This is a genomic window from Streptomyces sp. NPDC091377, from assembly GCF_044757045.1.
In the GTDB taxonomy this organism is placed as follows: Bacteria; Actinomycetota; Actinomycetes; order Streptomycetales; family Streptomycetaceae; genus Streptomyces.
The window spans coordinates 106,198-118,671 of sequence record NZ_JBIVUE010000010.1; the positions used below are offsets into that span (position 1 = coordinate 106,198).

The 12,474-nt window shown below is 71.0% G+C and carries 8 protein-coding genes; 7 read left to right on the top strand and 1 reads right to left on the bottom strand.

The genetic code is table 11. The features are described 5' to 3' along the window. Positions 1–7: 7 nt before the first annotated feature. On the bottom strand, positions 8–3,523 hold the full coding sequence (gene metH / locus ACIQNG_RS22605; protein ID WP_401429039.1) for a methionine synthase: 3,516 nt from the start codon (positions 3,521–3,523) through the stop codon (positions 8–10). Between the two features lie 796 nt (positions 3,524–4,319). On the opposite strand from metH, the gene ACIQNG_RS22610 reads away from it, so the two are divergent. The 7 genes from ACIQNG_RS22610 to ACIQNG_RS22640 all read left to right on the top strand — a co-directional run bounded on the left by ACIQNG_RS22610 (position 4,320) and on the right by ACIQNG_RS22640 (position 12,427). After that, positions 4,320–5,084 (top strand): IclR family transcriptional regulator, encoded by a 765-nt coding sequence (locus ACIQNG_RS22610; protein ID WP_401429037.1) that lies wholly within the window; start codon positions 4,320–4,322, stop codon positions 5,082–5,084. A gap of 450 nt (positions 5,085–5,534) precedes the next feature. After that, positions 5,535–6,344, top strand: a complete 810-nt coding sequence (locus ACIQNG_RS22615) for an MIP/aquaporin family protein (RefSeq protein ID WP_401487278.1) — start codon at positions 5,535–5,537, stop codon at positions 6,342–6,344. An 80-nt stretch (positions 6,345–6,424) separates the two neighbouring features. Then, positions 6,425–7,984, top strand: a complete 1,560-nt coding sequence (gene glpK, locus ACIQNG_RS22620) for a glycerol kinase GlpK (protein WP_401429032.1) — start codon at positions 6,425–6,427, stop codon at positions 7,982–7,984. A 116-nt stretch (positions 7,985–8,100) separates the two neighbouring features. Next, on the top strand, positions 8,101–9,744 hold the full coding sequence (locus tag ACIQNG_RS22625; RefSeq protein ID WP_401487280.1) for an FAD-dependent oxidoreductase: 1,644 nt from the start codon (positions 8,101–8,103) through the stop codon (positions 9,742–9,744). Positions 9,745–10,126: 382 nt separating this feature from the next. Continuing rightward, complete coding sequence (locus ACIQNG_RS22630; protein WP_401487282.1) at positions 10,127–10,579, top strand: phospholipase; 453 nt, start codon at positions 10,127–10,129, stop codon at positions 10,577–10,579. Positions 10,580–10,808: 229 nt separating this feature from the next. Further along, positions 10,809–11,564 carry a nucleoside phosphorylase gene (locus ACIQNG_RS22635; protein WP_401487284.1) on the top strand — a complete coding sequence of 252 codons (756 nt, stop codon included), beginning with the start codon at positions 10,809–10,811 and terminating at the stop codon, positions 11,562–11,564. Between the two features lie 191 nt (positions 11,565–11,755). Next, positions 11,756–12,427, top strand: a complete 672-nt coding sequence (locus ACIQNG_RS22640; RefSeq protein ID WP_401487285.1) for a FadR/GntR family transcriptional regulator — start codon at positions 11,756–11,758, stop codon at positions 12,425–12,427. Positions 12,428–12,474 lie beyond the last annotated feature (47 nt).

Here is a 12,474-nt window from a genome sequence, read left to right on the forward strand (position 1 = left end):
GCGGCGCTCACCGGGCGTTGAAGTACTTGGCCTCCGGGTGGTGGATCACGATGGCGTCGGTGGACTGCTCGGGGTGGAGCTGGAACTCCTCCGAGAGCTGTACGCCGATCCGCTCGGGCTCCAGCAGTTCGGCGATCTTGGCCCGGTCCTCCAGGTCGGGGCAGGCGCCGTAGCCGAGGGAGAAGCGGGCGCCGCGGTACTTGAGCGCGAACATGTCCTCGACGTCGGCCGGGTCCTCGCCGGCGAAGCCGAGTTCGGAGCGCACCCGGGCGTGCCAGTACTCGGCGAGGGCTTCGGCCAGTTGCACGGACAGGCCGTGCAGTTCGAGGTAGTCGCGGTAGGCGTCGGCCTCGAAGAGGCGGGCGGTCTCCTCGCCGATGCGGGAGCCCACGGTGACGACCTGGAGGCCGACGACATCGGTCTCGCCGGACTCCTCGGGGCGGAAGAAGTCGGCGAGGCACAGGCGGCGGCCCCGGCGCTGGCGGGGGAAGGTGAAGCGGGTGCGTTCGTTGCCGTCGTCGTCCAGGAGGATCAGGTCGTCGTCCTTGGAGACACAGGGGAAGTAGCCGTAGACCACGGCCGCCTCCAGCAGGTTCTCCGTCTGGAGCCGGTCCAGCAGTCCGCGCAGCCGGGGGCGGCCCTCGGTCTCGACCAGTTCCTCGTAGGTCGGTCCTTCACCGGTGCGGGCCTGTTTGAGGCCCCACTGGCCCTTGAAGAGGGCGCCCTCGTCCAGCCAGGAGGCGTACTCCTTGAGCTGGATGCCCTTGATGACGCGGGTGCCGCGGAACGGCGGTTCGGGGATCGGGTTGTCGGTGGCGACGTCGGAGCGGACGTGCCCTTCCTCGGGCCGCTCCTCGGCCACCGCGTTCGCCGTGGCGCGCACCCGGCGCTGCTTCAGCTCGGGCAGCTTGACGCCGGGCACGCCGCGCTTGACGCCGATCAGGGCGTCCATGAGGCGCAGCCCCTCGAAGGCGTCGCGGGCGTAGCGGACCTCGCCCTGGTAGACCTCGTGGAGGTCCTGTTCGACGTAGGCGCGGGTGAGGGCGGCGCCGCCGAGGATGACGGGGTAGTCGGCGGCGAGGCCGCGGGCGTTCAGCTCCTCCAGGTTCTCCTTCATGATCACCGTGGATTTGACGAGCAGTCCGGACATGCCGATGACGTCGGCCCGGTGTTCCTGGGCGGCGTCGAGGATCGCGGAGACGGGCTGCTTGATGCCCAGGTTGACCACGTTGTAGCCGTTGTTGGAGAGGATGATGTCGACCAGGTTCTTGCCGATGTCGTGGACGTCGCCGCGGACGGTGGCGAGGACGATGGTGCCCTTGCCGGCCTCGTCGGTCTTGTCCATGTGCGGTTCGAGGTGGGCCACGGCGGTCTTCATGACCTCGGCGGACTGGAGGACGAACGGGAGCTGCATCTGGCCGGAGCCGAACAGCTCGCCGACCACCTTCATGCCGTCCAGCAGGATGTTGTTGACGATGTCGAGAGCGGTGGTGGTGGTGAGGGCCTCGTCCAGGTCGGCCTCCAGGCCGTTGCGCTCGCCGTCGATGATGCGGCGCTTGAGGCGCTCGTCCAGCGGGAGGGAGGCCAGTTCCTCGGCCTTGCCCGCCTTGAGGGACTTGGCGGTGGCGCCCTCGAAGAGGGCCATGAGCTTCTGGAGCGGGTCGTAGCCCTCGCGGCGGCGGTCGTAGATCAGGTCGAGGGCGGTGGTGACCTGTTCGTCGTCGAAGCGGGCGATGGGCAGGATCTTGGAGGCGTGGACGATCGCCGAGTCCAGTCCGGCCTTGGTGCACTCGTCGAGGAAGACCGAGTTGAGCAGGATGCGGGCGGCCGGGTTGAGGCCGAAGGAGATGTTGGACAGGCCGAGGGTGGTCTGGACGTCCGGGTGGCGGCGCTTGAGTTCGCGGATCGCCTCGATGGTGGCGATGCCGTCCCCCCGGGACTCCTCCTGGCCGGTGCAGATGGTGAAGGTCAGGGTGTCGATGAGGATGTCGGACTCGTGGATGCCCCAGGTGCCGGTGAGGTCGTCGATCAGCCGTTCGGCGATCTCGACCTTCTTCTCCGGGGTGCGGGCCTGGCCCACCTCGTCGATGGTGAGGGCGATGAGCGCGGCGCCGTGCTCCTGGGCGAGGGCGGTGACCTTGGCGAAGCGGGAGTCGGGGCCGTCGCCGTCCTCGTAGTTGACGGAGTTGATGACGGCCCGGCCGCCGAGCTTCTGCAGGCCCGCCTGGATGACGTCGACCTCGGTGGAGTCCAGGACGATGGGGAGGGTGGAGGCGGTGGCGAAGCGGCCGGCGAGTTCCTCCATGTCGGCGACGCCGTCGCGGCCGACGTAGTCCACGCACAGGTCGAGCATGTGCGCGCCCTCGCGGATCTGGTCGCGGGCCATCTCCACACAGTCGTCCCAGCGGGCCTCCAGCATGGCCTCGCGGAACTTCTTGGAGCCGTTGGCGTTGGTGCGCTCGCCGATCGCGAGGTAGGAGGTGTCCTGCCGGAACGGCACCGACTGGTAGAGGGAGGCGGCGCCGGGCTCGGGGCGCGGGCTGCGCTCGGCGGGGGTCAGTCCCTCGACCCGCTCGACGACCTGGCGCAGGTGCTCGGGGGTGGTGCCGCAGCAGCCGCCGATCAGGGACAGCCCGTAGTCGCGTACGAAGTTCTCCTGCGCGTCGGCGAGTTCGGGCGCGCTGAGCGGGTAGTGGGCGCCGTCGGAGGTGAGGACGGGCAGACCGGCGTTGGGCATGCAGGACAGCGGGATGCGGGAGTGCCGGGCGAGGAAGCGCAGGTGCTCGCTCATCTCGGCGGGGCCGGTGGCGCAGTTCAGGCCGATCATGTCGATGCCGAGCGGTTCCAGCGCGGTGAGCGCGGCGCCGATCTCGGAGCCGAGCAGCATGGTGCCGGTGGTCTCGACGGTGACGGAGACGATGAGGGGTACGTCGTAGCCGGCGGTGCGCATGGCGCGGCGGGCGGCGATGACGGACGCCTTGGTCTGGAGGAGGTCCTGGGTGGTCTCCACGAGCAGGGCGTCGGCGCCGCCGGCGAGGAGGCCCTCGGCGTTCTGCTGGTAGGCGTCGCGGATGGCGGTGAAGGTGGTGTGTCCCAGCGTGGGCAGTTTGGTGCCGGGGCCCATGGAGCCCAGGACCCAGCGCTGGCGTCCGGTCCGCGCGGTGAAGTCGTCGGCGGTCTCGCGGGCGATGCGCGCGCCGGACTCGGAGAGTTCGTGGACGCGTTCGGGGATGTCGTACTCGCCGAGGGCGGAGAGGTTGGCGCCGAAGGTGTTGGTCTCGACGCAGTCGACGCCGGCGCCGAAGTACTCGGCGTGCACGGAGCGGACGATGTCGGGGCGGGTGACGTTCAGGACCTCGTTGCAGCCTTCGAGCTGCTGGAAGTCCTCCAGGGTGGGGTCCTGCGCCTGGAGCATGGTGCCCATGGCGCCGTCGGCGACGACCACGCGGGTGGCGAGCGCCTCGCGGAGCGCGGACACACGGGTCCGGGGGTCGGCGGAAGGGGTCGGCGGCACAGAGGCCATGGATGGGCTCCCTCGGATGCGACGGCTGTCGGCTTTGCGTCCCGGGTCAGGATGCGCTCGGACGGTACCGGGCGCTTCCCGACGGTGGCGTCCGGCCCCTTGCCGGACACCTCCCGGGTCGCGGCCGGGCGGCTCCCGGCGCTTCCCGCGATGCGGACGCACGCCGCAAGGGTAGCCGGGACCGAGGGCATATCGTCAGGACGTCCACGGGACGGACGCGGGAGGCGTCGGGGGCGGGCCCGGGGGGCGCGTCGCGGACGGGGTCCCGGGGGCGGGGGTTTTGGCCGGTCGGGGCGGCCCTGGTGGGCGGACGGGCGCCTCGGTCGACGGTGGGTGGGGGATGTCGGTCAGGATGTGCGTCGTCCGGCCAACCGGGTGGAGGGGGAGGGACGGGGGCCGATCCGGGGGCGGGTCGGTCGGTGGGCGGGGGTCGGTCGGTGGGTGGGCAGGGGCCGGTCGGTGGGCGGGGGCGATCCGGGGGCGGGGACCGGTGGGTGGACGGGGGCCGGTCAGTGGGCAGGGAGGGCGGCTCAAGGAGCCGAGGGAAGCGGGGGGACGGCACGACGGGCCGGGGCGGGTTCCGCGGGATCCGCGGGATCCGCGGGATCCGGCGGCACGGACACGAGGTCAGCGCCCGCTCGATAGCGGGAGGTCGGCATGGAACGGTAGTGTTCGACATTGCCGAACGATGGCCGTAACAGGCTGAGCAGGGCCGAACAGGGCCGTACAGGCCACGCGGGTCGAGGCCGACGAGAGTCGGCGACATGCGATGAGAACGGACGGAGGCAGGGCGGCGATGGCACGGAACATCCAGTCGCTCGAACGGGCGGCGGCGATGCTGCGGCTGCTCGGGGGCGGCGAGCGACGGCTCGGCCTGTCGGACATCGCGTCCTCACTGGGCCTCGCCAAGGGCACGGCCCACGGGATCCTGCGCACCCTCCAGCAGGAGGGCTTCGTGGAGCAGGACGAGGCGTCCGGGCGCTACCAGCTCGGCGCCGAACTGCTCCGGCTCGGCACCACCTACCTGGACGTGCACGAACTGCGCGCCCGCGCCCTGGTCTGGACGGACGACCTGGCCCGGTCCAGCGGTGAGAGCGTGTACCTGGGCGTGCTGCACCAGCAGGGCGTCCTGATCGTCCACCATGTGTTCCGGCCCGACGACAGCCGGCAGGTGCTGGAGATCGGCGCGATGCAGCCGCTGCACTCCACGGCGCTCGGCAAGGTGCTGTCGGCGTACGACCCGGTGGCGCACAGCGAGGCGCTGGAGAGCGAGCGCAAGGCGTTCACCGACCGGACCGTGTGCGCCACGGAGGACTTCGAGCACCTCCTCGACCTCACACGCGCCCGTGGCTACGCGGCCGACGTGGAGGAGACCTGGGAGGGCGTCGCGTCCATCGCCGCGCCGATCCACGACCGCCGCCGGATGCCGGTCGGAGCGGTCGGCATCGCGGGCGCGGTGGAGCGGGTGGCCCGCGACGGGGAGCTGCGTCCCGAGCTGATCGCGGCGGTGCGGGACTGCGCCCGCGCGGTCTCCAGGGACCTGGGGGCGGGCCGCTTCTGACGGCCCAGGCCGCCACCGGCCCCGCACCCCCTCCCCTCCCCTCCCTTCCCCTCCCCCGCCCTTCCCCTCCCCCGCCCTTCCCCTCCGCCCTTCTCCCTCTCCTCCCCCGCCCCGGCCCCGGCCCCGGCCCCCGCCCAGGCTCCGGCCCCGGCCCCCGGTCCCGCCCGTGCCGTGATCGGCCATTCGCCCTACCCTGAAGTGGACAAAAGGCTCAATCCACTCCACATCCACCTAGGGATCGATAGTCCAGACCGATCAGTAACGATCCCGGTTTCGATAACAGAACACTTGACGTTCCTGTAACCCCAGGGCGAGACTCCGACCATCGGTCGGCATTGTCGAACGCCTTCCGGAATTTCCGGTTAGAGTGTGATGACGTCGCAGGCCGAGGGACCCCCTGCAAGGGATCGGGGTTCCGCTTCCCCTGGACGAAGGACAAAGGAGTCGCGGGTGTCCAGCTCCGACATCTTCATCGGCGAGACCATAGGTACCGCCCTGCTCATCCTGCTCGGCGGAGGAGTCGTCGCCGCCGTCACGCTGAAAGCCTCCAAGGCACGCAACGCCGGCTGGCTCGCCATCACCTTCGGGTGGGGGTTCGCCGTTCTCACGGCCGTCTACGTCTCCGCGCCGCTCTCCGGCGCCCACCTCAACCCGGCCGTCACCCTCGCCCTGACCATCAAGGACGGCGAGTGGAGCAATCTGCCGATCTACTGGGGCGGCCAACTGCTCGGCGCCATGATCGGCGCCGTTCTCGTCTGGGTCACGTACTACGGCCAGTTCCAGGCCCACCTCACCGACCCGGAGATCGTCCCCGGCGCGACCGCCCTGCGGTCCAAGTCGGCCGCCACCCGGTCCAAGTCGATCGAGGCCCGGGAGAAGGGCGCCGGCCCGGTGCTCGGCATCTTCTCCACCGGCCCCGAGATCCGTAACGCCGTGATGAATGTCGCGACCGAGGTCATCGGTACGTTCGTACTGGTCATCGCCGTACTCACCCAGGGCCTCAACGACAACGGCAACGGCCTGGGCATCGTGGGCGGACTGATCACGGCCCTCGTCGTGGTCGCCATCGGCCTCTCCCTCGGTGGTCCGACCGGATACGCCATCAACCCGGCCCGTGACCTCGGCCCGAGGATCGTGCACGCCCTGCTGCCGCTGCCCAACAAGGGCGGTTCCGACTGGTCCTACGCCTGGGTCCCGGTGATCGGTCCGCTGATCGGCGCCGCGCTCGCGGCGGGCCTGTACAACGTCGCCTTCGCCTGACGCCCCCGCGGCACACGTCACCCGACCACCCGACACCCGGCAGAATCCGCCCCTCGACACCGGAACCCCAGGAGCTCATCGTGACCGACGACCAGACCGCCGGTATCGCCTCGCACGGGCACGGCCCGTTCATCGCCGCGATCGACCAGGGCACGACCTCGTCGCGCTGCATCGTCTTCGACCGGGACGGCCGGATCGTCTCGGTCGACCAGAAGGAGCACGAGCAGATCTTCCCCAAGCCGGGCTGGGTCGAGCACAACGCCGACGAGATCTGGACCAACGTCCAGGAGGTCGTCGCCGGTGCCGTCGAGAAGGCGGGCATCACCCGGGACGACATCAAGGCCATCGGCATCACCAACCAGCGCGAGACCACCGTGCTGTGGGACAGGAAGACCGGTGAGCCGGTCCACAACGCCATCGTCTGGCAGGACACCCGCACCGACACCCTGTGCAAGGAACTCGGCCGCAATGTCGGCCAGGACCGCTTCCGGCGCCAGACCGGGCTGCCGCTGGCCTCCTACTTCGCCGGGCCCAAGGCCCGCTGGCTGCTGGACAACGTCCCGGGGCTGGCCGAGCGCGCCGAGGCCGGCGACATCCTGTTCGGCACCATGGACAGCTGGGTCATCTGGAATCTGACCGGCGGCGTCGACGGGGGCCGGCACGTCACCGATGTCACCAACGCCTCCCGCACCCTGCTGATGAACCTGCACACGATGGCGTGGGACCCGAAGATCGCCGAGTCCATCGGTGTCCCGCTGCCGATGCTGCCGGAGATCCGCTCCTCCTCCGAGGTGTACGGCGAGATCAAGGGCGGGCGCCTCGGTGAGCTGCTCGGCGGCATCCCGGTCGCCTCGGCGCTCGGCGACCAGCAGGCGGCCCTGTTCGGCCAGACCTGTTTCGCCGAGGGCGAGACCAAGTCGACGTACGGCACCGGCACCTTCATGGTGATGAACACCGGTGAGAAGATCATCAACTCCTACAGCGGGCTGCTGACCACCGTCGGCTACAAGATCGGCGACCAGGACACGGTCTACGCCCTGGAGGGCTCGATCGCGGTCACCGGCTCCCTGGTGCAGTGGATGCGCGACCAGATGGGCCTGATCTCCACCGCCGCCGAGATCGAGACGCTCGCCCTGTCCGTCGAGGACAACGGCGGCGCCTACTTCGTCCCCGCCTTCTCCGGTCTGTTCGCCCCGTACTGGCGCTCCGACGCACGCGGTGTCATCGCCGGTCTGACCCGGTACGTCACCAAGGCGCACCTGGCCCGGGCCGTGCTGGAGGCCACCGCCTGGCAGACCCGCGAGATCGCCGACGCCATGACGAAGGACTCCGGGGTCGAGCTGTCCACCCTCAAGGTGGACGGCGGTATGACCTCCAACAATCTGCTGATGCAGACCCTCTCGGACGTGCTCGACGCGCCCGTGGTGCGGCCGATGGTCGCCGAGACCACCTGTCTCGGCGCCGCCTACGCCGCCGGTCTCGCCGTCGGTTTCTGGAACAACACCGATGACCTGCGGGCCAACTGGCGGCGGGCCGCCGAGTGGACCCCGCGCATGGACGCGGAGGTCCGCGAGCGCGAGTACAAGAGCTGGCTCAAGGCCGTGGAGCGGACCATGGGCTGGCTGGAGGACGAGAGCTGACGTGAGCTGACGAGAACCGACGCCAGCTCACGAGAGTGACCAGAGCCGGCCACGACGCCGGCTGACGAGGGCCTCCGGATCCCGCCGGAGGCCCTGGTGAGGAGCAAGAACCCGACATGACCAGTCAGTCCACCCTGAAGTCCGTGCCCGCCCGGCCCGCCCTGCCTTCCCTGCCTTCCCTGGGCAGCCACCCGGCCTCCGGCGCGCACCCCAGCCGCGCCGAGACCCGGGAGCAACTCGCCAAGGCGTCGTACGACCTTCTCGTCATCGGCGGCGGCATCCTGGGCATCTCCACCGCCTGGCACGCCGCGCAGTCCGGTCTCAGGGTGGCCCTGGTCGACGCGGGTGACTTCGCCGGAGCCACCTCGTCCGCCTCCTCCAAGCTGCTCCACGGCGGGCTGCGCTACCTCCAGACCGGCGCGGTGAAGCTGGTCGCGGAGAACCACTTCGAGCGGCGCGCGGTCTCCCGTCAGGTCGCCCCGCACCTGGCGAACCCGCTCACCTTCTATCTGCCGGTGTACAAGGGCGGTCCGCACGGGGCGGCGAAGCTCGGCGCGGGCGTCTTCGCGTACTCGGCGCTCTCCGCGTTCGGTGACGGGGTGGGGCATCTGCTCTCCCCCGCCAAGGCCGCGCAGGACGTGCCCGAACTGCGTACCGAGAACCTGAAGGCCGTGGCCGTGTACGGCGACGACCAGATGAACGACGCCCGGATGGCGCTGATGACGGTGCGCGCGGCCGTGGAGGCGGGCGCGGTGGTGCTGAACCACGCCGAGGTCACCGGGCTGCGCTTCACCAGGGGCCGGGTGACGGGCGCCGAGCTGAAGGACCGGCTGTCCGGCGAGGAGTTCGGGGTCGACGCCCGGCTGGTGCTCAACGCGACCGGGCCGTGGGTGGACCATCTGCGGCGGATGGAGGACCCGGACGCGGCACCGTCCATCCGGCTCTCCAAGGGCGCCCATCTGGTGCTGAAGCGGACCGCGCCGTGGCGGGCGGCGCTGGCCACACCGATCGACAAGTACCGGATCACCTTCGCCCTGCCCTGGGAGGACATGCTGCTGCTCGGCACGACCGACGAGGTGTTCGAGGGCGATCCGGCGGAGGTCGCGGTCAACGACCGGGACATCGCGCAGATCCTGGACGAGGCCGCGTTCTCCATCCGCGACCAGCAGCTCGACCGTTCCCTGATCACCTACGCGTTCGCCGGGCTGCGGGTGCTGCCGGGCGGGCCCGGTGACACGGCCAAGGCCAAGCGGGAGACCGTGGTGAGCGAGGGCCGCGGCGGGATGCTGTCGGTGGCGGGCGGCAAGTGGACCACCTTCCGGCACATCGGCCGGACCGTGATGCGCAAGCTGGAGACACTGCCCGGGCATCCGCTGGGCGAGGACTTCGAGCCGATCTCCGCGCTGCCGAAGCGGCTGCCGCTGCCGGGCGTGGCCAATCCGCGCGCGGTCGCGCACCGGCTGCTGGTCGACGGCCCGGCGCCGGGCCCGCGTATGGCGGCGGACACCGCCAGGCATCTGGCCACCCACTACGGCTCCCTGGCCTTCGACATCGCCCGGCTCGCCAACGAGAACCCCGAACTGGCCCGCCGGGTCCACCCCGACGCGCCCGAGATCTGGGCTCAGGTGGTCTGGGCCCGCGACCACGAGTGGGCGGAGACCGCGGACGACGTGCTGCGCCGCCGTACGACGCTCACGATCCGCGGTCTGGCCACGGACGAGGTACGGGCGCAGGTGCGGGCGGTACTGGACGAGGAGTAGGACACCTACGCGGCATGTCACCACGTAGGCGCCTATAGGCACACATAGCCGCACAGGCCGTATATAGAGCGAACAGCCCCCGAAGGGCGGCCCTTTCACCGGGCCGCCCTTCGGCGTGCGGTCACCCGACGTCCGGCGTCCCGACCGCCCATGCCTCTCTGCGCCCCCACCGCCTTGGGGTTCCGGCGGCGCGGGCGCAGGATACGCCTTGTGGGCGGATCGTCCTGGTTCTCCGGTCGGGTTCACCCTTTGATCGCCCGGCGCGAAGGAGAGTTCACGGCGCATTGGGGCATCGGCGGTGTAAAGACGTTGATGAAGCGTCAATCATCTTGTCATGAACCTGCGGTTCGAGAGACGGGCCGCAGCCTCATGGAGGTGTGGGATGCACCGCAGACTCGCCACCGGACTCGCCGCCTCGGCCCTGACCTTGATCACCGTCGCCGCGACCGCCACCACCGCCAACGCCGCCCCCGCGGACAAGCCCAAGGTCCTCGCCAACTGGACCCAGACCAGCGCGTCGAGCTACAACGCGTGGGCCGCCGCCCGCGCCAACCGGTCCGCCTGGTCGGCCTACCAGTTCGACTGGTCCACCGACTACTGTTCCTCCTCCCCCGACAACCCCTTCGGCTTCCCGTTCTCCACCTCCTGCGCCCGCCATGACTTCGGCTACCGCAACTACAAGGCGGCCAGCGCCTTCAGCGCCAACAAGGCCCGTGTGGACAGCGCCTTCCACGAAGACCTCAAGCGGGTGTGCAACGGCTACGGCGGAGCCCGCAAGGCCGCCTGCAACGGCACCGCGTGGACGTACTACCAGGCTGTACGCGCCCTGGGCTGACCGGCGCCGGACGCCGGTGCCGGCTGTGACGGCTATGACGGGTACGACAGCCTTGCCGAGTACGACAGCCGTGACGAGCACGACGGCTGGGAAGGACACGACGCCGTGACGGCCGCGAGGGCTGTGACGGCTATGACGGCTGCGACGGCTGCGACGGCACCGGACAGGGGCGGACGGGGCGGGTGTTCGTATGATCGGCACCGTCGCCCGCCTCCCCTGGAGCCGTCACATGCCCCACGATCTGCAGCCCCTCACCCGCATACCCCGCACCGGGCTGCCGGAGCACGCCGTGGTGGTCGGGGACCCGGCGCGTGCCGCGGCCGTCGCCGCACTGCTCGACGGCGCCGAGGAGGTGTCGTACCACCGCGAGTACCGGGTGTTCGCCGGCGGATGGAAGGGGCTGCCGGTCGTCGTGGCCTCGCACGGGATCGGCGGGCCGGGCGCGATCCTGCTCTTCCAGGAGATGGCCGACGCGGGCGTACGGACCTTTCTGCGCTTCGGCACCGCGGGCGCCATGCGGCCGGGCATCGGGGACGGCGACCTGGTCATCGCGCAGGCCGCGGTGCGGGACGACGGGGTCACCGCGCAACTGCTGCCGCCGGAGTACCCGGCCGTGGCCTCGCCCGAGGCGGTGCTGGCGCTGGAGCGCGCCGCGCGGGAGGCCGGGGCACCGCACCACCGGGGCATCGTCTGGACGCGCGCCGCGTTCCAGCCGGGGCTGATACCGCTCACCGGGTACGAGGGGGCCGGGCTGGCCGCCATCGAGATGGAACTGTCCGCGCTGCTGATCACGGCGTCGTTGCGCGGGCTGGTCGCGGGCGGAGTGCTGGTGATCGACGGGGTCAACGCCGACGAACTGGCCGACGACCGGGCCACCGGCGCCTACGACCCGCACCGGGACGTGGTCGCGGCGGGCGTGGAGCGGGGCGCGGTGGTGTCGCTGGAGGCACTGCGGCTGCTGGCGCGGCACCCCGCGGAAAGCTGAGCGCCGGGGCGTAGACCCTCCCTGACCTGCTGGTTCGGCAGGTCGCCGACCTCCGTGTCCGGCCGGTCCACCCGGTCCGCCGCCCGGCCGGGCACCCTCCTCGCCGTCCTGCCGATCGCCATGCCGTGCGGTCCGGCGGCGCCCATAATGGCGCTGAGACATCCGATGTCTGAGCTACTGGAGGCCGGGCCATGGCAGTCACCGACGAGGCGATCGAGAAGATCAAGGGGATGATCGTCTCCGGTGCGCTGCGGCCCGGCGACCGGCTGCCGAAGGAGAGCGAGCTGGCCGCCGACCTCGGACTGTCCCGGAACTCGTTGCGGGAGGCCGTGCGCGCGCTGTCGCTCATCCGGATCCTGGACGTGCGCCAGGGCGACGGCACCTATGTCACCAGCCTCGATCCGCAGCTGCTGCTGGAGGCGCTGAGCTTCGTCGTGGACTTCCACCGCGACGACACGGTCCTGGAGTTCCTCGCCGTACGGCGCATCCTGGAGCCCGCCGCGACCGCGATCGCCGCCACGCGGATCAGTGAGCGGCGGCTCGACGCCCTGACCGCTCAGCTCGACGCGCTGGGCGGGGCGCCCTCGGTGGAGGAACTGGTCGCCGCCGACCTGGAGTTCCACCGCGGGATCGGGCAGGCGTCGGGCAACAGCGTGCTGTGCTCGCTGCTCGACGGGCTGTCCGGGCCCACCACCCGGGCCCGGGTCTGGCGCGGGCTGACCCAGGAGGACGCGGTCGGCCGCACCCTGCGCGAGCACCGGGCGATCCTGGGCGCGCTGCGCGACCGGGACGCCGAGGCGGCCCGTTCCTGGGCGACCGTACACATCGCGAGTGTGGAGCACTGGCTGCGCAGCACCCTGTAGAGGGCCGGGGCGGCACTGGTGCTCGGATCATTCGCAGAGCTGTTCGT

What these genes read in the sequence shown, in the direction of transcription:
- ACIQNG_RS22640 (WP_401487285.1), top strand. Translation starts at nt 11,756, where the DNA reads ATGGCAGTCACCGACGAGGCGATCGAGAAGATCAAGGGGATGATCGTC.
- metH (WP_401429039.1), bottom strand. Translation starts at nt 3,523, where the DNA reads ATGGCCTCTGTGCCGCCGACCCCTTCCGCCGACCCCCGGACCCGTGTG.
- ACIQNG_RS22625 (WP_401487280.1), top strand. Translation starts at nt 8,101, where the DNA reads ATGACCAGTCAGTCCACCCTGAAGTCCGTGCCCGCCCGGCCCGCCCTG.
- ACIQNG_RS22630 (WP_401487282.1), top strand. Translation starts at nt 10,127, where the DNA reads ATGCACCGCAGACTCGCCACCGGACTCGCCGCCTCGGCCCTGACCTTG.
- ACIQNG_RS22635 (WP_401487284.1), top strand. Translation starts at nt 10,809, where the DNA reads ATGCCCCACGATCTGCAGCCCCTCACCCGCATACCCCGCACCGGGCTG.
- ACIQNG_RS22610 (WP_401429037.1), top strand. Translation starts at nt 4,320, where the DNA reads ATGGCACGGAACATCCAGTCGCTCGAACGGGCGGCGGCGATGCTGCGG.